18 protein-coding genes and 1 pseudogene are annotated in these 19608 nt (G+C 53.9%); 15 read left to right on the forward strand and 4 right to left on the reverse strand.

The window, feature by feature from the left end; all coding sequences use genetic code 11:
* Positions 1-10: 10 nt before the first annotated feature.
* Positions 11-820, reverse strand: coding sequence for a hypothetical protein (locus tag B9T62_RS08365; protein ID WP_087914835.1), 810 nt, complete (start codon positions 818-820; stop codon positions 11-13).
* Between the two features lie 322 nt (positions 821-1142).
* Between B9T62_RS08365 and B9T62_RS08370 the strand changes: the two genes are divergently transcribed.
* The 8 genes from B9T62_RS08370 (at position 1143) to lepB (ending at position 8482) form a co-directional block, all read left to right on the forward strand.
* Positions 1143-2144 carry a beta-ketoacyl-ACP synthase III gene (locus tag B9T62_RS08370; protein ID WP_087914836.1) on the forward strand — a complete coding sequence of 334 codons (1002 nt, stop codon included), beginning with the start codon at positions 1143-1145 and terminating at the stop codon, positions 2142-2144.
* The gene (locus B9T62_RS08375) at positions 2134-3348 is read left to right on the forward strand and encodes an ATP-grasp domain-containing protein (RefSeq protein ID WP_087914837.1); all 1215 of its coding nucleotides are present in this window, start codon (positions 2134-2136) and stop codon (positions 3346-3348) included. Before B9T62_RS08370 ends, B9T62_RS08375 begins: the two co-directional genes overlap by 11 nt.
* Positions 3345-4337: an NAD-dependent epimerase/dehydratase family protein gene (locus B9T62_RS08380; protein ID WP_087914838.1), complete on the forward strand. Its 993-nt coding sequence runs from the start codon at positions 3345-3347 to the stop codon at positions 4335-4337. The genes B9T62_RS08375 and B9T62_RS08380 overlap by 4 nt, the downstream gene beginning before the upstream one ends.
* The gene (locus B9T62_RS08385; protein ID WP_087914839.1) at positions 4334-5188 is read left to right on the forward strand and encodes an MBL fold metallo-hydrolase; all 855 of its coding nucleotides are present in this window, start codon (positions 4334-4336) and stop codon (positions 5186-5188) included. The genes B9T62_RS08380 and B9T62_RS08385 overlap by 4 nt, the downstream gene beginning before the upstream one ends.
* Positions 5185-6510: a F390 synthetase-related protein gene (locus B9T62_RS08390; RefSeq protein WP_245864395.1), complete on the forward strand. Its 1326-nt coding sequence runs from the start codon at positions 5185-5187 to the stop codon at positions 6508-6510. The genes B9T62_RS08385 and B9T62_RS08390 overlap by 4 nt, the downstream gene beginning before the upstream one ends.
* A gap of 63 nt (positions 6511-6573) precedes the next feature.
* Positions 6574-7437: an SDR family oxidoreductase gene (locus tag B9T62_RS08395; RefSeq protein WP_087914840.1), complete on the forward strand. Its 864-nt coding sequence runs from the start codon at positions 6574-6576 to the stop codon at positions 7435-7437.
* A gap of 94 nt (positions 7438-7531) precedes the next feature.
* On the forward strand, positions 7532-7933 hold the full coding sequence (locus B9T62_RS08400; protein ID WP_157685516.1) for a DUF4265 domain-containing protein: 402 nt from the start codon (positions 7532-7534) through the stop codon (positions 7931-7933).
* Between the two features lie 51 nt (positions 7934-7984).
* Positions 7985-8482: a signal peptidase I gene (gene lepB / locus B9T62_RS08405; protein ID WP_087914842.1), complete on the forward strand. Its 498-nt coding sequence runs from the start codon at positions 7985-7987 to the stop codon at positions 8480-8482.
* On the opposite strand, the gene B9T62_RS08410 is transcribed toward lepB, so the two are convergent.
* The gene (locus B9T62_RS08410) at positions 8483-8788 is read right to left on the reverse strand and encodes a Dabb family protein (protein WP_087914843.1); all 306 of its coding nucleotides are present in this window, start codon (positions 8786-8788) and stop codon (positions 8483-8485) included.
* Between the two features lie 268 nt (positions 8789-9056).
* Between B9T62_RS08410 and B9T62_RS08415 the strand changes: the two genes are divergently transcribed.
* A complete protein-coding gene (locus B9T62_RS08415) occupies positions 9057-10091 on the forward strand; it encodes an HD-GYP domain-containing protein (protein WP_087914844.1) in 1035 nt (344 codons plus the stop codon).
* 75 nt (positions 10092-10166) lie between these two features.
* On the opposite strand, the gene B9T62_RS08420 is transcribed toward B9T62_RS08415, so the two are convergent.
* The gene (locus B9T62_RS08420) at positions 10167-10391 is read right to left on the reverse strand and encodes a hypothetical protein (protein WP_245864396.1); all 225 of its coding nucleotides are present in this window, start codon (positions 10389-10391) and stop codon (positions 10167-10169) included.
* 96 nt (positions 10392-10487) lie between these two features.
* On the opposite strand from B9T62_RS08420, the pseudogene B9T62_RS08425 reads away from it, so the two are divergent.
* Both B9T62_RS08425 and B9T62_RS08430 read left to right on the forward strand, forming a co-directional pair.
* Positions 10488-11226: pseudogene (locus B9T62_RS08425) on the forward strand (GTP pyrophosphokinase).
* Between the two features lie 19 nt (positions 11227-11245).
* On the forward strand, positions 11246-12877 hold the full coding sequence (locus B9T62_RS08430; RefSeq protein ID WP_087914845.1) for a glycoside hydrolase family 9 protein: 1632 nt from the start codon (positions 11246-11248) through the stop codon (positions 12875-12877).
* Between the two features lie 549 nt (positions 12878-13426).
* Here the strand turns inward: B9T62_RS08430 and B9T62_RS08435 are convergent.
* A complete protein-coding gene (locus B9T62_RS08435; protein ID WP_087914846.1) occupies positions 13427-13711 on the reverse strand; it encodes an excalibur calcium-binding domain-containing protein in 285 nt (94 codons plus the stop codon).
* A 377-nt stretch (positions 13712-14088) separates the two neighbouring features.
* Between B9T62_RS08435 and dcuS the strand changes: the two genes are divergently transcribed.
* The 4 genes from dcuS to B9T62_RS08455 all read left to right on the forward strand — a co-directional run bounded on the left by dcuS (position 14089) and on the right by B9T62_RS08455 (position 19368).
* The gene (gene dcuS, locus B9T62_RS08440) at positions 14089-15696 is read left to right on the forward strand and encodes a DcuS/MalK family sensor histidine kinase (RefSeq protein ID WP_087914847.1); all 1608 of its coding nucleotides are present in this window, start codon (positions 14089-14091) and stop codon (positions 15694-15696) included.
* Entirely contained in the window at positions 15693-16403 is a 711-nt protein-coding gene (locus tag B9T62_RS08445; protein WP_087914848.1) for a response regulator, read from the forward strand. The genes dcuS and B9T62_RS08445 overlap by 4 nt, the downstream gene beginning before the upstream one ends.
* A gap of 175 nt (positions 16404-16578) precedes the next feature.
* Positions 16579-17925 carry a 2-hydroxycarboxylate transporter family protein gene (locus B9T62_RS08450; protein WP_087914849.1) on the forward strand — a complete coding sequence of 449 codons (1347 nt, stop codon included), beginning with the start codon at positions 16579-16581 and terminating at the stop codon, positions 17923-17925.
* 15 nt (positions 17926-17940) lie between these two features.
* On the forward strand, positions 17941-19368 hold the full coding sequence (locus B9T62_RS08455) for an NAD(P)-dependent malic enzyme (protein WP_425436641.1): 1428 nt from the start codon (positions 17941-17943) through the stop codon (positions 19366-19368).
* Positions 19369-19608 lie beyond the last annotated feature (240 nt).

Consider the following 19608-nt stretch of genomic DNA (forward strand, 5'->3'; position numbering starts at 1 on the left):
GGAGGCGCTGCTAGTTGGGCAGTTTCGATTCGGCTGTGCGCAGCGCTTGCGCGACCTTCTGCTCCAGTGTGTATAACGTCTGCTGCAGCGTCTGGATCGACGCCATTTGCGAATAGGACGCTTTCATCTCCGCTGCGGCGGCAACCGCATTGCCTTGCTTAACTGCAGCATTATACCCTTTGTCCGCTTCCGAGCGGGCTTTCTGTGCTGTGCTGAGTGTCTTGTTGCTGCTGGTGATCTGCTTCTTCAACTCGCTGACTGTGGCCAGAGCATCCTTGACCGGCTTGATGCGGGCCGCTGTTTGTTTCCTGGCCGCAGCCAGGGCATCCGCTTTAACCTTCACGTCCGCCCGGGCCGCAGTTGCTGAAGCCTTCAGCCGGTTCCGCTTCAGATCAAGCAGGGCTGCCGCCTTCAGGTCTTTGACTTTCCTGGCCGCTGCTGCCTGCTTGCCGAGCGTGGTATATTGGTCCAGCAGCGGAGCATGTTTCTTGCGAATCGTATCGGCTTCGTTCTGCAACCGGTCCAATAGTGCCCGATCCACAGCCTGCAGCCTGGTCTTGACGGATTTCTGTGCGGCGGTATTCTGCTTGCGAAGCTGCTGGAGTTTCGAGCTGTCATTCTTAAGCGTTGTCTGCAACGCGGAATAATTGCTATAAAGGTCGTTGATCGTATCCAGCGCGGCATCCCAGTCCGTGGCGGCATGCACCCGTCCGGTACTCGTCAGCAGAGATATTACAAGGATCAGTCCTGCGAGACCTCTCCATCTGTGTCCACCCCCCAACCTGCCACGTTCTGCCGCTTGACCACTGTGAATACTCATTTGCTTCAGCTCCCATCTTTTATTAGTCCAAATCCACGCCAAAAAGCACCCCCAAAACAGGCATCTTTGCCTGTCTTGCGAGGTGCTTCGCCCGCACGTTATGATTTGTTCATTTACTATAACTTGAAATTAATGGAACGTCAACGGTTAAATGGAACGTTTGTTTGTGTTGCAAGGATTTCAGACAAGTTTAGTTTTTTAGGAGGTGCTTATATAGTAGAATATATGTATATATACTTTTTAATACCAGAATAAAGGCAGTTTCATAGATTGCACCTGAGCTAACGAACAGATAGCCAATTCCAGTGGGAGATGACACTATATGCAGCTTAGACGTGTAAAAATAATCGGAACCGGCAAATATTTACCCGAACATGTAGTAACGGATGAGGAACTGGATCTCAAGCTGGAGGTGCCGGCGGGCTGGGTCAACAAGACGACCGGTGTCGGCAAGCGTCATTATGTCGGCGAAGGAGAAACCTCCTCCAGCATGGGCGCAAAGGCGGCCTATGCAGCATTGGCAGACGCCGGGCTTGACTTCTCCGACATTGACTGTCTGGTCTGCACCAGCGGAACGAAAGAGCAGCCTCTGCCAAGTACAGCCGTATTTATTCAACAGGCGATGGGGCAGGAGGACTCGGGAGTTCCCGCTTTTGATATGGATGCCACCTGTCTCAGCTTTCTGGTGGGGCTTGATGTGATGTCATACCTGGTCGATGCGGGACGTTACAAGAATGTGCTGCTGGTTGCCACAGAGATTGCTTCCGCCGGATTAAACTGGGACGAGAAGGAAAGCGCGGCGCTGTTTGGCGACGGTGCAGCAGCAGTGATTATCGGTCCCGCGGGGGCCGGCGAATCTTCAAGCATCATCCATACCTCGTTGAATACGTACAGCAAGGGGGCGCGTTATTCCGAGATTGCCGGCGGTGGTACCCGGAAGCATGCCAGAGGATACAGTGAGGAGCAGAAGCAGTTCTATTTGTTTCATATGGACGGACAGGCGATTTTCAGGATGGCCTCCAAGCTGCTGCCAGACTTCATTGCCGGCATGCTGGGGCAAGCCGGAATGGCAATGGAGGATTTCAAGCTAGTGATCCCGCATCAGGGCAGTGCCATGGCGATGAGGCTGATGCGCAAGAAGCTGGGGATTGCCGAATCCCGCTTTATGAACATTACGCCGAACCATGGCAACACGATTGCCGCTTCCATCCCCATGGGCCTGCATGAAGGCATTCAGCAGGGCAGATTCCAGCGCGGAGACCGCATCCTGCTGATTGGCACAGCGGCTGGACTGTCGCTTGGAGGCATGATCCTTGAATATTGATCTTCCGGTGGATGTGGGTAGCAGGAATGTCCTGATAACCGGAGGGCGCGCCCCGGTCGCACTGGAACTGGCCCGTCTGCTGCATGGGGCGGGACACCGGGTATATGTGGCGGAAAGCGCCGCCTATCATTTATGCCGCGTGTCCGCTGCCGTGGAGCAGAGCTTCAGGGTGCCGCCGCCCAGGCAGAACCCGCAAGGCTTCATCGCGGAGCTGGAAGTGCTGGTCCGCCGTTTCAAGATCGATCTCCTTGTGCCGATGTGTGAGGAGATTTTCTACATTGCCCGAGGTCTTGATCTGCTGGGCAGCCACTGCCGGGTGCTCTGCTCCCCGCTTGAACTGCTGCATGGTCTGCATCATAAGGCCGAATTTATCTCGCAAGCCAAGCAGCTTGGACTCGCCGTTCCGGCAACAGAGCTGATTGCCAGTCCCCAGGAATGGAGCCGGGCGATGGAAGCGCAAGTGCAGCAGCCCCAGCGTGTATTCAAACCGGTGTATTCACGTTTCGCGTCTAAGGTGATCATGCCGGAAGGAAGCGCTAAGCGTGGCCACAATCCTGCCGCACCCTTCGCCATTTCGCAGTCTTTCCCTTGGGTGGCACAGCAGTATATTCAAGGAACGGCAATCTGCACCTATAGTATTGTGCATGAAGGAACCGTGGTGGCTCATGCAGCATACGGGAGCCAATATCGCACGGGGCAGGTGGGGGCCAGCGTTTATTTTGAAGCGCTGAATCATCCGTCCGCTATGGATTTTGTCCGCCGGTTCGTGCAGGCAATCGGCTTCAGCGGCCAGATCGGCTTTGATTTCATAGAGGCGGAGGACGGGACGCTCTATCCGATTGAATGCAATCCGCGCGCGACCAGTGGACTGCATTTGTTTGCTCCGGCAGATCACCTGCCGCAGGCGCTGCTGTCACCGGGCACGCTGGCCGCCGCAGGCAAGGTAATTACCCCGCACACCGGCAAAAAAGTGATGTTGGCGCTGCCAATGCTCGCCTGCGGTTTGTCTGCAGGCAGAGGAAATCTGGCCAGCTGGTGGGGGGCCTTCCGCACAGCGGGAGATGCGGTGCACCGGAGGAGCGATCTCCGCCCTTCAATAGAACAGCTGCGGATAGTATACAAGGCCTGGCGATTGGCGGCTGCACATAAGCTGACGATGACCGAAGCCTTGACAGAGGATATAGAATGGAACGGTGAACGATGACAAAAGCACTTGTAACCGGTGCCACCGGGTTTCTGGGCCGGCACACGGTAAGGCGGCTGATACAGCTGGGTTGGGAAGTCAGCGCATTGGGGCGCAGCCGTGAGGCCGGGGAGCAGTTGAAGCGTGACGGGGCTGTTTTTATGGCTCAGGATCTGCGCAATACAGCGGAGATTATCCGGTCCTGTGCGGGCCAGGATTATGTATTTCACTGTGGTGCCCTGTCATCCCCGTGGGGCAAGTACAGCGAGTTCTACGGCTGCAATGTCGAGGGTACACGCAATATTGTTGCAGGTTGTCTGAAGCACGGGGTGGGGCGGTTAATTCATATCTCCACGCCCAGCGTATATTTCAATTATCAGAACCGGCTCGGCTTGTCGGAAGAGGCTGAACTGGCCCTAAAGCCTGCGAATGCCTACGCCGCTACGAAGCGGCTGGCAGAGCTGGAAGTGGAGCGGGCAGCAAGCTCTGGGCTGGTCTCGGTCATTCTGCGGCCCAGAGCGATCTTTGGCCCGATGGACAACGCCCTGTTTCCACGAATATTAAGTGTAAATGAGGGGAAGGGGGTCCCGCTGCTGGATGGCGGGATTGCCCTGATCGACCTGACCTATGTCGATAATGTAGTCGATGCCATGCTGCTGGGCAGCAGTGCTCCGGATGCAGCGACAGGAAGGATCTATAATATCTCCAACGGAGAGCCGATGCCTTTCGTGGAGCTGCTCACCAGCTTGTTCGCCAAGCTGGATATCCCGCTGCATACCCGCAGCGTCTCCTACCGGACGGCGCATCTTGCGGCGGGCTTGCTAGAAGGTCTGCACCGGCTGCTGCCCGGGCTTGGGGAGCCGGCGCTGACCCGTTATTCGGTTGGGTCGCTGGCCTTGTCCCAGACCCTGGATATTTCGCTTGCCCGCAGCTTGCTTGGCTATGAACCAAGGATAACGGTAGCGGAGGGTCTTCAGAACTTCGCGGATTGGTGGAGGGAACAGAAATGATTACAGCTAGTCCTGTTGTATTATCGATATTGTCAGCCGGTTATTGCCGGCACCCGGAGCTTCTTACGCTGCGCGGCGGCTCCTTGCGGCCGGTAGCCTTTCCGGCGGGTTATGCCGTCATCCGGCATCCTCAGTTCGGCCCGATCTTGTTCGATACGGGCTACAGCAGCCGTTTCTTTCAAGAAACAGCCAAGCTGCCTGCAGCCTTGTACCGGCATATTACGCCGGTAGTCTTCATGGAGGAGGAGAGCGCCGCCCACCGCCTGCGCCAGGCGGGAATTGCGCCCGAGGAGGTGCGGCTTGTAGTGCTGTCGCATTTCCACGCCGATCATATCGGCGGCGTACGGGATTTCCCGCAGGCCGAATTCATCTACCTGCAGAAATCCTATGACGCGGTCCGTGACCTGGGGCCGGTCAAGGCGGTGCGGGCAGGCTTCCTGCCGGGCTTGCTGCCGGAGGATTTCCTGGAGCGGTCCCGGCCGGTGAACGGGGCCTCACCGAAACGGCCGCTGCCGGCGGGGCTGCCCTTCAGTGAGGGCTATGACCTGCTGGAGGACGGCAGCCTGCTGGCGGTGGAGCTGTCGGGTCATGCAGCAGGCATGATCGGTGTCTTCCTGTCCTCTGGCGGACACGACTATCTGCTCTGCGCGGACACGGTCTGGTCCAGCCGGGCCTTCCGTGAGAACCGCAGGCCACATCCGGCAGCAGGACTGATTATGTCCAGTCGCAAGGAATATGCGCTGAATTTCGACCGGCTGTGCGAGCTGCACAGCGGGCATCCGGAGCTGCGCATTGTACCCAGCCATTGCCGCGAGGCGCTCGCGGCTTGGGGTACGGGAGGCGTGCAGTGAAGCGGGTCCTGCTGACGGTCTATCATTACTGGCTGGCCCGCAGGGCAGGCAGAGGGGGGAGATGGAGGAACCCTGCAGCTCTTGCGCAGTGGCAGGAGCGGCGCATCCGGCGTCATATCGAGAAGCTGCGGAAGCTATCGCCCTTCTACCGTAGCCTGTGGGCGGGAATTCCTTCGGAAGAGTGGCGCCGGTTCCCCATCATTGACAAGGCGGCAATGATGGATCATTTCGACACCCTGAATACCGTCGGAATATCCAAATCACAGGCGTTTGACGTGGCTTATGAAGCGGAGAACAGCCGCCACTTCAAGCCTACCCTGAACGGAGTTACGGTAGGCTTGTCCTCCGGTACCTCGGGCAACCGGGGAATCTTTCTGGTCAGTCCCTCAGAGCAGGCCGCCTGGACGGGAGCGGTGCTGGGCAAGCTGCTGCCCGGCGGGCTGTGGAAGCGGGCACGGATTGCTTTTTTTCTGCGGGCGAACAGTAATCTGTACGAATCCGTGCAGCGCGGTCGTCTCGAGTTCCGTTACTTCGATCTGCTGGAGCCGGTGGGCAAGCTGGTGGAACGCCTGGAGAGCTACCGCCCGGACATCTGGATTGCGCCGCCCTCCATGCTTCGCCTGCTGGCGGAGGAACATCAGGCTGGGCGGCTGGGTATACAGCCCCGCACGCTGATCTCGGTGGCAGAGGTGCTGGACCCGCTGGACAAGACTTATATTGAGCAGTGCTTCCAGCTGACTCTCCAGCAGGCCTACCAATGTACCGAAGGTTTTCTTGGCTCCACCTGTCAGCACGGCATGCTGCATTTAAATGAGGATATTGTGCATATAGAGAAGGAATACCTGGACCCGCAGTCGCGGCGGTTTGTTCCGATCATTACCGATTTCTCGCGGACGGCCCAGCCGATCATCCGCTATCGGCTGGGTGATATCCTTACCGAAGCGGCTGCACCTTGTCCGTGTGGCTCGCCGCTTACCGCTATAGAGCGGATTGAAGGGCGCTGTGATGACATCCTGTATCTGCCGCATACCGAAACCGGGCAGCTGGTTACGCTGTTTCCCGATTTCGCCACCCGGGCAGTGATGGCGGCTTCAGCACATATTCATCATTACCGTGTGATTCAGCACAGCCCGCTGGATATGGAGATCTCCTTCAGTCTGGCGGAGGGCAGTCGTGCGGAGACGGAAGGGCTGATCGCCGGGCAGCTGGAGCAGCTCTGCGGACGTCTGCACTGCATCCTGCCCAAGCTCAGTTTTACTGAATATGAATTCACCCCGGGACTTGTGAAGCTGCGGCGGGTGGAGCGCAGATGGATCCTTTGAGCGGAGCCGTGAACGCAAATGAAACCTATACAACTTTAGCCGAAAGTAGGAATGATGGAAGTGATGAATGCTGAACGGTTAGCGGCTAATGAACTTGACCGTGTAGCCTTGATTACGGGCGCCTCCAGCGGCTTCGGGCTGCTGAGTGCGCTGAAGCTGGCGGGCCAAGGCTTCGTGGTGATTGCCACCATGCGGGATTTGAACAGCAGGGGCGAGCTGCAGCGTCAGGCTGAGGAAGCGGGGGTACTGCAGCGGCTGCACTTCGTCACCCTCGATGTCACCTCGGAAACATCCATAGCTGCTGCGGTGCAGAAGGTAAGCGGAAGCTTTGGCAGAATTGATCTGCTGGTGAACAATGCAGGCCTCGCTGTTGGCGGATTTGTGGAGGAGGTACCCATGGAACGCTGGCGGATGCAGCTGGAGACCAACTTCTTCGGGCTGGTTACCGTGACGCGGGCTGTTCTGCCGCTAATGCGCAAGCAGGGGAGCGGGATGATTATTAATGTAGGCAGCATCAGCGGTTTGGCGGGTTTCCCCGGATATGCTCCGTACGCCGCTTCCAAATTCGCTGTCGAGGGCTTCAGTGAGAGTCTGCGCCATGAGATGCTGCCCTTTGGCATCAAAGTGGTGCTGATCGAGCCTGGTTCGTTCCGAACCCCGATATGGGGTAAAGGCATCGCCGATATGGCTCAGCAGCCGGATTCCCCCTACACAGCCAAGCTTGCGGCGGTATTGCGCTATTCCCAGAGCGCTGCGGAGACCGCTCCCGATCCACAGCAGGTGGCGGATCTGATTGGCCGGATCAGCAGGATGAAAGCTCCCCGTCTGCGCTACCCGATCGGACGCGGCACCCGGCTGCTGATTCTCGGTAAGACCCTGCTGCCCTGGAAGTGGCTGGAGCGGATCATCGCCCGTGTTTTGGGGTAGCGTTAGAGCCGAAGGCGGGCTGAAGTGGCGGAACTGATTATTTTCGTTTAAGCTGGAAAGAGATAAAGAGTCAGAAGTGAATGGAGGTGCGCCGTTGCCGGGAGCTATCGGACTGCATTTGAGCTTTGATGAGCAAGGCCGCGAGATTGAGATTCTGGATGTGATTCGTGTGGATGAGGACAAATACCGCATTGAGGAAACTCCGATTTTTAATCCGGCGGTGACTATGGGTGATGTAATCCGGGTCAGGGAAGAACATGGCATCTATTATTATGTGGAAACCGTCGAGAAATCACCTTTCCGGCGAATGGCCTGGCTGCTTAGCAAGGAGACAGTCATTTCTGCGGAGATCGCCGCGTTCAAGGAACGGATTATAGCCTCGGGCGGCAAATGGGAGCAGATTTTTGGCGGACTGTTTGTGGTTCATATGCCCAAGAATAGTGTGATCGATGTGGAAACGGAAATGAATCGGATAATCGAGCGTTTTGAACGCTGAAGAACAGAATGCCGGACGTATCTATTTTATATAATAGGAGGATTTGTGCAAATGAAATTTCTGAAGCAATGGGTACCTAGTATCGTTATCGGGATTGTAATTTCCTTATTTGTACGTACATATGTAGCAGAAGCGATGAGAGTGCCTACCGGGTCGATGATTCCTACAATCCAGATCAACGACCATTTAATTGTTGAAAAGATGCTCTGGGCATCCTCGCTGGAGCATGGAGATATCATCGTCTTCAATCATAAACCATCCGTAGCCGAGGAGCGCATGAGGTTAGTGAAACGTCTGATCGGGCTTCCGGGCGATACCGTGGAGGTGAAGGAAGGCGTGCTGTACAGAAATGGGGCACAGGTCGATGAGCCTTACCTTCAGCTGACGATGGATTACGACTTTGGACCGGTTACCGTACCTGCGGCGCATTATTTTTTCATGGGGGACAATCGCAATATCAGCTATGATGGCCATCTCTGGGAGAACAAATTTGTGTCCGAAGACGAGCTGGTCGGCAAGGTGATTGCCGAGTTCAGCAGCCCTTTCTAACTATGTGTTGACCGGATAATCGACAACGACGACTTGGTCCAGGATGCCTCCAAGCAGTCCTACAAAATACTGGTGAGCCGGATGCGGCCCATAAGCGAGCAGCGCCTCCCGGCTCTCGAACGTCACCCGCAGACCCAGCGTATAGCCATGAATATTGGCGGTTTCTTCTGTAACATTAACCCCTGCCGTGATCTCCACAATTCCGGGGATCTGCTCCTTCAGCGATATCAGTGTCTGAATTAGCAGGTCCCCCTCCTCCGGGTTATAACTGTCATTGAATCGAAAAGCAACCAAATGCTCAAACATGCCTCAGCCTCCTTTATTGGTGAACACATTCATTATACGGGTCTATTTAACCTGTCTCAGAATAAAATGTCAACTCTGCTGCCCAGGCCAAGATCCCGGTTGTTCCACCGCTGCAGCGTTTTAGGGGTGGCTAAAGTAGCGATTCATTTGTCCTAGTTGTCGAAACGACCCGTGACTTTAACCATATTGTTACTTTGCTCCCTTTTAGCTATGATCAAGTAAACACTTAGGGGGATTTTACCTAATACATAAGAAGGGGTGCTGATTCTTGAAAGTTCATGTCACGGATCTTAAACACGGCGATTGTCTTTTGACTGACACTTTCAATAGTGTAGGCCTGCACGTGCTTCCCAAAGGCACTGTAGTATACAGCGAGGAGATCACGATTCTGATTCGGCACAAGATTGATTATGCCGATATCGAACCACGAAAGGTAGTGGATTCCGGAGAGAATAACCCGCTGGAGCATAACCTGAATGAGAATATTGATCTGGCAATCCAGAGCTATGAGTCGATCTTTCTGGAAGCCTTGACCAAAGGCAGCTTCACACAGTCGATGGTTGACGATACGCTGAAGCCGCTGCTGGAGACACTCGATGAGCAGAAGGATGTAGTTTCCCTGCTGCTGCTGCTGGACCGCGACAATATTGATACTTATAACCATTCCCTGCAGGTGGGTTTGCTGTCGTATTATATTGCCGCCTGGATGGGCCGCTCCAAGGAAGAACGGTATGAGATCAGTAAGGCAGGTTATCTGCACGACATTGGCAAAAGCCGGATCTCCCCCTCCATCCTTAATAAGACGGGGCTTCTGACCGCAGAGGAAGAGGATGAAATGAAACGCCACACACTGTATGGCTACGATATCATCCGCAATTCGATGGATGACGAGATAACAGCGCTGGTGGCACTGCAGCATCATGAATTCGAGGACGGCACGGGGTATCCGAAACGTCTGTTCAAGAATGACATCCATCCCTATACCCAGATCGTGGCGGTTGCCAATGTGTATATGGGCATGACTACAACGCGGGCCAATCAGCCGAAGCAGGGGCTGGTTGCGGTGTTGCGCAAGGTGCATGAGCTGGGCTTCGGCAAGCTGAACGGGAATGCCGTACAGGCGCTGACCGGACATTTGCTGCCGAACTTTGTAGGCAAGAATGTACAGTTAAGCAACGGCGAGATGGGAACGATCGTGATGAATAATCCACTGGATATGTTCAAGCCGCTGGTGAAGGTCAACAATACGTTCAGAGACCTGTCGAAGGAACGCAGCTTGTCTGTGGAAGAAGTTTTTATGTAGGACAATAGTTAAATATGTGAAACAAGAAACGGCAATGTCCCCCTTAACGGGAGGCATTGCCGTTTCTTGTTTCATTTAGGCCGATTCGGCTTTGCTCATCGCGAGAGTGAGCAGCGATTTCTGCTGCCACTTGCGGCCCTTCCAGCGGAAATAATGAAACACTCCACGCACCCATTCGTCGGCGGCATGGGCAAACCACACGCCCAGCACGTCATAGCCCTGGTGGATGCCAAGGAAATAGGCAAGAGGCACCTTGATACCCCACATGGAGATGATCGCCATCATCAGTGAGAACTGCACATCTCCCGCCGCCCGCAACTAGTTGATCACGGCATGATTGAATTCTCCCAGGAGATTGGCTATGATTGATGTAGCTTTAATAGAGGAGAATGAATAATGAAACCCGAGATTCAGCTTGAACAATTTAAAAAAATGAAATACGAGCTTACCCGTTTTATGCTGATTTACAAATTTGCCCTGGACGAAATGGAAACCAAAATCGAAATTCTGAAGCAGGAATTTCAGTCCCTGCATGATTACAGTCCTATCGAACATACCAAGTCGCGCATCAAATCCCCCGAGAGCATTATGAACAAGATGCTCCGCAAAAATAATGAGCTGTCCCTGCCCTCGATCCGAAACAGCATTAAGGATATTGCCGGCCTGCGGATCACCTGCTCGTTCATCTCTGATATTTACCAGGTCAGCGAAATGCTGCAGAAGCAGGATGATTTGACGATTCTCGAAGTAAAAGACTATATCAAGAATCCTAAGCCAAATGGATACCAGAGTCTGCATCTGCTGGTTCAGGTGCCGGTATTTATGTCGGATTGCCAGGAGCTGGTGTGCGTCCGAGGTTCAGATCAGAACGATTGCGATGGATTTCTGGGCTAGCCTGGAACACAAAATCTTCTATAAATACAATCAATCCGTACCGGAGAGTATGACGCGGGAACTGAAGAACGCGGCCGATACGGCTAATGCGCTCGACCTGCAGATGGAACGGCTGCACCGCGAGATCCAGGAGATCAAGGATGCCAATGATGATGCTGCTGACGATGAGCTGCGGCGTATTTTTATTAACAACCAGCAGTTTACCCTTCCGGCCAATTTCATTAAGCTGCTGGGAGAATAACAATAGAGGAGCAATGAATATGGGAGAATGTTCAGTTCGTCCGATTGTTGTGAATCAGGTAGGTTATCCGTTGCGCGGTGAGAAGCTGGCGGTATTTACCGGCGGGAGCCATCAATTCCGGGTAGTAGAGGAGGCGACCGGAGCGGTCGTTCTGGAAGGTGTCAGTGGTCCGGCAAGATTTGATGTGTCCTGTGGGGCAACCCTACACACCGGTGATTTCTCGGAGCTTACGGCTCCGGGACGTTACCGGATTGAGCAGGTAGACGGGGCGGCATCGGCGGTATTCAGCCTGGCCGAGCGGCCTTACCATGAGCTGCAGCAGGGACTGTTGAAGGCTTTTTATTATTACCGCTGCGGGGTCACGTTGACGGAGGAATTCGCCGGACCTTGGGCACATCAAGCCTGCCATACCGCTGAAGGGAGGGTGCACGGCAATGAGCTGCTTGTTCAAGACAGTGCCGGCGGTTGGCATGATGCGGGCGATTATGGCAAATACAGCGGACCTGGAGCCAAGGCGGTAGCGGACTTGCTGCTGGCGTATGAGTTATATCCTTCGTCCTTTGAAAGCGCTATCCCCCTTCCCGAGAGCGACGGGGTAATGCTGGATGTGCTGCATGAATGCAAGGTGGAGCTGGACTGGCTGTTCAAGATGTTCGATCCTGCAACCGGGGGCGTGTTCCATAAGCTGACAACCCTGAAGTTCCCCGGGCTTGATGTTATGCCAGAGGATGATAGGGCAGAGCTATATTTCTCGCCGGTTTCTGCTGCGGCAACCGGCGATGTGGCAGCTGTGATGGCCTTGGCGGCGCGGATTTATGAGCCGTTTGACCACGTTTATGCGGAGAAATGCCTGCAAGCCGCATTAAGAGCTTGGGAGTGGCTGGAACGGCATCCGCAGGTGCCGGGATTCGTGAATCCTCCGGACATTGTTACCGGAGAATACGGGGATGCCGTGGATACGGATGAGCGCTATTGGGCAGCGGCGGAGCTGCTGCGCACGACGGGCGAGGAGAAGTATCATACGGCTGTTCAAGAGCTGGCACAGCTCGATTACCCGAAATACAGCCTGGGCTGGGCGGATATGGGCGGTTACGGCACGCTGGCCTACCTGCTGCGTGGCGAGACGATAGCCGATGCTGCCCTGTATGCGACCCTGAAGGAGGGGCTGCTGGCCGAAGCGGCAAGGCTGATGGAGCAGAGCGCAGCGGACGGCTACCGGATTTCACTTCGCGAAGAGGATTACATCTGGGGCAGCAATATGCTGGTGATGAACCATGCCCTGCTGCTGCTGGCGGCTGAGCATGTCAGCGGAGACAGGCGCTATGCAGCATGTGCGCTCGATCATTTGCATTACCTGCTAGGCCGAAATGTGCTGGATATAAGCTATGTGACCGGATTTGGCGATCAGTCGGTCAGACATCCGCATCACCGCCCATCGGTGGGAGACGGAGTAGAAGCGCCTGTGCCCGGCCTTGTTGCGGGGGGCCCTGACCGAGGACTGCATGACGAATATGTCGTGGAGCACTTGCAAGGCAAACCGGCGGCCCAATGCTTCGCCGACCATGAGCTGAGCTATTCCACGAACGAGGTTACGATTTATTGGAACTCACCGGCGGTGTTTGTGGCGGCGAGGTTTAATCTACTGAAATAGCTGGAACGTCAGAGTAATTAGATGCAAAACAGTTACTACCTAGATTCCAGCGAGGATTTAGAGCGCTGTCCTAGAGCTTTAGGAGAAATTAGATGCGAATCTGGTTACTACTTGGGTCCAGTGAGGAATGATAGGGAAATTCTACCGCTAGTTGGATGAAAGCTGGGGGGTGAATCCGCTCCGAAAAGCCCTGGATAGACAAATTAGTGGTAACTTTTCCCTATAGGCAACGAGAATCGCACAAAAGTCAGCAGTTAACGGTAGTTTTTCCCCATAGCATCTCTGTTTCCCTACTCCGAAGCTCAAACCTACTGGAAGAAGGCTGGAGTCCTAAGTAGTAACCGAATCTGCAACTAATTTCAGTCGAAACTCATGTTATCGGGTAAATAAGTGCGAATCTGCAACTATTTTCGAGTAAATCGCTTCTTTAACGCTCAAAATCCGAAATTAGATGCGCTTACGCACTTATTTGCTCCAGAACGGAAAAAATCCGCTAATTAGATGCAGTTTCGCATCTAATTAGCGGATTGGACTTATGAAACTATTTGCTTATTTCTCACAGGCGATCCCGTCTTTATCGCGATCGCTTTTTTTGTTTGCATTGTACAGCTCTTTGGAGACATGGGGTTTGTGTTTGGTTTTGCCGCCTTCATTGGTAGTGGAGCTGGAGAGGGCTACCCCGCCTTTATAGTCTTTGCGCAGCTCAGTGCAGTTCTTGTAGGTCTTGGCTTTGGTTTTGGCTTCAGCGGTACCTGTACCCGTCAGCGCGGCTGCAGCTGTGGATAAAGACAGCACCAGGCATGCTGTGAGGGAAATACGTAATCCTTTGTTCATTTAGTCAACTCCGTTCTGGCTTGGTTGTGGATGTTCATTTCTCTTATTCGCTAAAATTTATGGAAAAACCTGCAAATCTGCAGGATTTTTGAAAATATAAGAAAATATAAGAAAGTATAAGTTTCACCTGATTCTTTATCCTTCTATTTCTCGCAGAAACGGATGTCTAAAAGCGATACGTAGTATCGCTGCTTCGGAAGCATACGCTCTTTCAGAGGACGGCGAAGCCGTTTCTACTTGAATAAAATTAAGTTCACGTTTCTAGAGCGTTTGAATTTCAAGTAGGCTCCTATATAATGATGTGTAGCCTGCGGCCTTAACCTATCCTGCGCCGCAGCTCTACATAGGGAAAAAACCTTAACATCGGGGTGAGTCTTGTGAGAATCGGTAAACATACGCTGCGGCTGCAGACGACAATCAGCCTGATGATCTGCAGTGTACTGGCGGTGGTGCTGCTCGTTGTCTATATCATGCTTGGGCTGAAGGTAGCTACGCAAACGAAGGATTCGCTGGAGCAGCAGGCCGTGATGCTGGCCCGTACGATTTCCCGGACTCCGCTGGTGATTGAATCGCTTGAGGACACCCGTAACACTGCAGAGCTGCAGTCGTATGCCGAGGAGATGCAGAAGATTAATGCGGTACAGTTTGTGGTCGTAATCGATATGAATGGCATCAGGTATACGCATCCTGATCTGGACAAGATCGGCGAGCACTTTACTGGCGGGGACGAACAGGCGGTGCTGGAAGGCCGGGAGAGTATTTCTGAAGCGAAGGGGTCGCTCGGTTCATCCGTGAGAGCGTTCTCTCCAGTGAGGGCAACGGATGGAACACAGGTCGGAGCGGTATCCGTAGGCATCTCGCTCAGCAGTGTGCAAACGGCCGTACAGGAGAATGAAGGCATTCTGTATTGGGGTATTCTGATAGGTTGCGCCATGGGCGCGGCAGGCGCGCTGCTGCTGGCCCGCAAGATTAAGCGGATTATGTTCGGAATGGAGCCGTCCGCCATCGCCAAGCTGCTGGAGGAACGCAGCGCGATGCTGCAATCCGTCCGCGAGGGGATTATCGCTGTCGATCAACATTCGCGGATCACACTTGTCAATGCCGAGGCCAGGCGGTTGCTGGCGGATACAGGGATGCAAGGCGAGCCGCTTAGCCAGTCGATTGCCGATATCTGGCCTTCGCTGCGCATGGAGACCGTGCTGGAGAGTGGAGAAGCCAGCCAGGATCTGGAAGTCGAGCTGGGAGGCATTACGTTGCTGATGAATGTGCTACCGGTGCGGGTCAGCGGCAAGGTGGAGGGGGCGATCGCTACGTTCCGCGACAAGACTGAGATCAGCCTGCTGCTGGAACGACTGTCTGGCATCTCCCTGTACGCCGAGGCACTGCGCGCTCAGGCTCATGAATTCATGAACAAGCTGCATGTGATACTCGGCCTTACCCACATGCGCCGCTATGACCGGCTGGAGGAATACATAACCGGGACTGTGTCCAAGGTGCAGGAGGAGGTAGGCATGATGGTCCGCCAGGTGAGGGACCCCGTGATGGCCGGATTCCTGCTGGGCAAGCTGAGTCGTGCAAGAGAAGCTGGCATTCGCCTGGTCGTGCTGGAGGATGGTATTCTGCCCGAGGCTGGTGATCCCGAGGTTTCGCGCGAGCTGATTACGATTGTTGGCAATCTGCTGGACAACGCCATGGAGGCCCCGGAGGGGGTAGCCGGCAAACGGATTCATATTGGATTTCAATACAAGGAAGGCGGACTTATAATAACGGTAAGCGATAATGGACGCGGGATGCCGAAGGGGGTCCAGCCTCATATCTTCAGCCAGGGGTATTCCACGAAGGGCAAGGACCGGGGGAGCGGACTCTATCTGGTTGAACGGAGTCTTCTGAAGACAGGAGGAACAATTATTTGTGAGACAGGTGAAGGCGAAGGAACAAGGTTTACGGTTAAGCTGCCATATCAGGTGAAGGGGGACAGCTTATGATTAGAGTGCTGATTGTGGAAGATGATCCGATGGTAGCCGAGATGAACCGCTTCTATCTGGAGCAGGTGGAAGGCTTCAAGTGGCAGGGCTGGGCCCGGTCTGCGGACGAAGCCATGGAAATGCTGCTGGAGAACGGTCCATATGAGCTGATCCTGCTAGATGTATACATGAAGGAAACGAACGGGCTTGAACTGCTGTCTGCCATCCGCCACCGGGAGCTTGGGGTCGATGTGGTTGTCATATCGGCGGCAAGCGACAAGGAGAGCATCCGCCACGCGTTGCAGAACGGCGCGGTAGACTATCTGATCAAGCCGTTTGAGTTCAACCGGTTTCGTGCGGCGCTTACCGCTTACCGGGAACGGCATAAGGTGTTCCGGCAGCAGGATTCGCTGGATCAGAGCGAGCTGGACAAGCTGTCCAGATTCCGCTGGGAGCAAGGCCCGTCACAGGAGTTATCCAAGGGCTTCACCAGGCGCACCCTGCAGACGGTCTGGAGAGCGGTCGAGTCCTGTCAGGCAGAGACATTCTCCACCGAGGATATTGCCACGGCAACCGGCATCTCCCGTGTTTCGGTCGGCAAGTATCTGGCTGAGCTGGCCGAGATGGGAGCATTGATCTGTGAATTGAATTACGGGGCGCTGGGCAGACCAGTTCAGCGTTACAGGGTCTCGCCGCATGGCGGATCGGTCATATCGAAGTTTATATAACCCACAGATTAAGCCGTTTCCCCATTATTTATGAGGGGAAACGGCTTTTTGGTTTTTTTAGTTTGATAACGCTTACTTTAATAATTTACATAACTCAATCAATATTTACATAAAAACAAAAGCGCTTTCATTCTCGCTATAGTAAGGGTGTAAACGAGATAAGGAGGTAGCAAACATGCAAAAAGCAGTATCATCACCGATTCCCCAAGGGAATGTCCTTCCCCTCCCGGAAAAGGCCGGATTCCTAAAAAGACTGACTCAAATCAAGGTGGGGGTCATTCCGCTTCCCCTGTATGTCATCCTGGCATTGATCATTTACGGCGCTGCAGTTACAGGAAATCTGCCGAACGACATGATCGGAGGATTCGCCGTCATTATGATCCTCGGCATGCTGCTGAGCGATATCGGCTTCAAAATGCCACTGCTCAAAAATATCGGCGGACCGGCTATTCTGGCCCTGATGGTGCCCTCGTTCCTGGTCTTCTGGAATGTGCTCAGCCCTTCGGCGATGGATTCCGTCAAGACGCTGATGAAGACCTCGAACTTCCTGTATCTGTACATCTCCTGTCTGGTTGCAGGCAGTATCCTGGGGATGAACCGCAAGACCTTGATTAACGGGGTTGTCAAAATCTTCATTCCAATGGTAGTCGGCACCATAGCCGCTGTAGGCGCAGGGATTGCAGTTGGAACTATGCTTGGCTACACCGTGCATCACACGATCTTTTACATTATTGTTCCGATCATCTGCGGAGGTATTGGTGAGGGCATCCTGCCTCTGTCGATTGCTTACTCGCAAATTGTCGGCGGTGAATCCGGTGCGTTCGTAGCCCAGATGATTCCGGCAGCCATTATCGGCAATATCGTAGCCATCATCGGTGCGGGACTGCTGAAGAAGCTCGGCGACAAGAGACCCGCACTGTCCGGCAACGGCTTGCTGGTCAAGGAGAAGGACGGCGAGAAGCTCGGAGGCGGAAGCTATGAGGATAAGCCTGTAGTGTTCACATTAATGGGAGGCGGGCTGCTGCTTGCTTGCGGATTATTTATCTTCGGTTCCCTCGCTTCCAGCGTAGTTGGCATTCCCGGTCCGATCCTGATGATTTTTGCCGCTGCACTCATTAAATGCTTCAAAGCGATGCCGGAGAAAATCGAGCAGGGTGCGTTTCACCTGTACAAATTCGTATCTTCCAGCTTGACCTGGCCACTGATGGTGGGTCTGGGCATGCTCTATGTGCCACTGAATGACGTAGCTGCAATCATCTCTGTGCCTTATATTCTGACCTGCACCGCTGTCATCGTGGCCATGATTATTTCTGGCTTCTATGTCGGCAAAATGATCCGGATGTATCCGGTAGAAGCCGCTATTGTAACAGGCTGCCGCGGCGGATTGGGCGGAACGGGCGATGTGGCCATTCTGTCGGCTTCGAACCGTATGGAGTTAATGCCTTTTGCCCAAATCTCAACCCGGATTGGCGGAGCGTGTACCGTGATTCTGGCCACCCTCCTGCTGCAGATGTGGCATTAAGGGAGGTGGGGAGGAATGACTGCTGCAGACCTGAAGCAGGTTAGCCTGAGGATGCGGATTCAGTATCCGCTTGCCGGAAGTTATCTGGGAGACATGTTACGGCTGATCGAATGCTACGGCGGCGATATTTCAGAGGTCCGGCATGTTGCAGCAACGGGGTCAGAGCTGGCTCAAGACATTGTGTTCAAGGCTTCTGACGCTACAGGCAGAAAGCTGATCGAGATTAACGCTCAACAATTGACTGGAGGGATAGTAATGACAATGATCGATGAAGTAATGCAGCTGCACCTTGGCGGGAAGCTGACAACCGGTCTGAAGAATGAGATTCTATCGATGGAGGATCTGTCCAAGGTCTACACACCGGGAGTAGCACGGGTCTGCCAGGCCATTGCGGCCAATGAAGATGCGGCTTATGAGTATACGATCAAAAAAAATACGGTAGCCGTGGTAAGTGACGGAACGGCGGTACTGGGTCTGGGCGATATCGGGCCTAAGGCAGCTATGCCGGTCATGGAAGGCAAAGCGGCGTTGTTCAAACAATTCGCCGGTGTGGATGCGTTCCCGATCTGTCTGGATACCAAGGACACAGAAGAGATTATTGCGATTGTGAAGGCGCTCGCGCCTGCTTTTGGCGGCATTAACCTGGAGGATATTGCTTCGCCACGTTGCTTCGAGATTGAAGCCCGGCTGAAGCAGGAGCTGGACATTCCAGTCTTCCATGACGACCAGCACGGAACAGCGATCGTGGTGCTTGCGGGCATTCTAAACGCACTGAAGGTATGCGGCAAGGACATCAAGGATGTGAAGATCGTGGTGAATGGAGTCGGAGCGGCCGGAATTGCCGTATCCAAAATGCTGCTGCATGCCGGAGCCGTCAATTTGATCGGTGTCGACCGTAGAGGGGCGATTAACCGTCTGGAGGTATATGACAAATCGCATTGGACGGAATTCTCGCTGATCTCGAACCCGTTTACAGAAGCAGGTTCGCTGTCTGAGGTGATTAAGGGGGCAGACGTATTTATCGGATTGTCGGCGCCGAATATTTTACAGCTGAGTGATGTGAAAAGCATGGCCAAGGACCCGATCATCTTCGCCATGGCGAATCCTACGCCCGAGATTGATCCGGAACTTGCCGCTCCGTTTGTTAGAGTAATGGCGACCGGACGTTCGGATTTCCCGAACCAGATCAACAATGTATTATGCTTCCCTGGCATCTTCAGAGGGGCGCTGGACTGCGGAGCGACCGATATTACCGAGGATATGAAACTGGCGGCGGCCCGGGCGATTTCCTCGGTGATCGAGGAGAGCGAGCTTAGCGAGACGAATATTATCCCGAACGCTTTTGACCCTAGAGTGGTGGAGCGCATTCGTGAAGCGGTCATCCGTGCAGCGGTGGACAATGGTGTAGCCAGATATCCCGGTCTGCTGCTGGGAAGCAAATAGAGATTGATAAATAAAGATAGATAACCACAGATAAACAGAGATGAACAGAGATAGATAAACAGAGATACAAGCAACAGTTCAAGACTGGATGATGTCGGCGATTAAATTCATATCATCCTATATAAGATGAACTTAAGAATGGGACAGTAGAGTTGCCAGAAAGTCTGATATACAGGGCTTCCTGGCAACTCCATTTATAACATTCTTAAGTTCACGTTCTATAAATCCAATTTATGATGG

This window comes from Paenibacillus donghaensis, assembly GCF_002192415.1.
Taxonomy (GTDB): Bacteria; Bacillota; Bacilli; order Paenibacillales; family Paenibacillaceae; genus Paenibacillus_AQ; species Paenibacillus_AQ donghaensis.

What these genes read in the sequence shown, in the direction of transcription:
- B9T62_RS08370 (WP_087914836.1), top strand. Translation starts at nt 1,143, where the DNA reads ATGCAGCTTAGACGTGTAAAAATAATCGGAACCGGCAAATATTTACCC.
- B9T62_RS08430 (WP_087914845.1), top strand. Translation starts at nt 11,246, where the DNA reads ATGGGAGAATGTTCAGTTCGTCCGATTGTTGTGAATCAGGTAGGTTAT.
- B9T62_RS08435 (WP_087914846.1), bottom strand. Translation starts at nt 13,711, where the DNA reads ATGAACAAAGGATTACGTATTTCCCTCACAGCATGCCTGGTGCTGTCT.
- B9T62_RS08365 (WP_087914835.1), bottom strand. Translation starts at nt 820, where the DNA reads ATGAGTATTCACAGTGGTCAAGCGGCAGAACGTGGCAGGTTGGGGGGT.
- B9T62_RS08395 (WP_087914840.1), top strand. Translation starts at nt 6,574, where the DNA reads ATGAATGCTGAACGGTTAGCGGCTAATGAACTTGACCGTGTAGCCTTG.
- B9T62_RS08385 (WP_087914839.1), top strand. Translation starts at nt 4,334, where the DNA reads ATGATTACAGCTAGTCCTGTTGTATTATCGATATTGTCAGCCGGTTAT.
- B9T62_RS08445 (WP_087914848.1), top strand. Translation starts at nt 15,693, where the DNA reads ATGATTAGAGTGCTGATTGTGGAAGATGATCCGATGGTAGCCGAGATG.
- B9T62_RS08380 (WP_087914838.1), top strand. Translation starts at nt 3,345, where the DNA reads ATGACAAAAGCACTTGTAACCGGTGCCACCGGGTTTCTGGGCCGGCAC.
- B9T62_RS08410 (WP_087914843.1), bottom strand. Translation starts at nt 8,788, where the DNA reads ATGTTTGAGCATTTGGTTGCTTTTCGATTCAATGACAGTTATAACCCG.
- lepB (WP_087914842.1), top strand. Translation starts at nt 7,985, where the DNA reads ATGAAATTTCTGAAGCAATGGGTACCTAGTATCGTTATCGGGATTGTA.
- B9T62_RS08450 (WP_087914849.1), top strand. Translation starts at nt 16,579, where the DNA reads ATGCAAAAAGCAGTATCATCACCGATTCCCCAAGGGAATGTCCTTCCC.
- B9T62_RS08455 (WP_425436641.1), top strand. Translation starts at nt 17,941, where the DNA reads ATGACTGCTGCAGACCTGAAGCAGGTTAGCCTGAGGATGCGGATTCAG.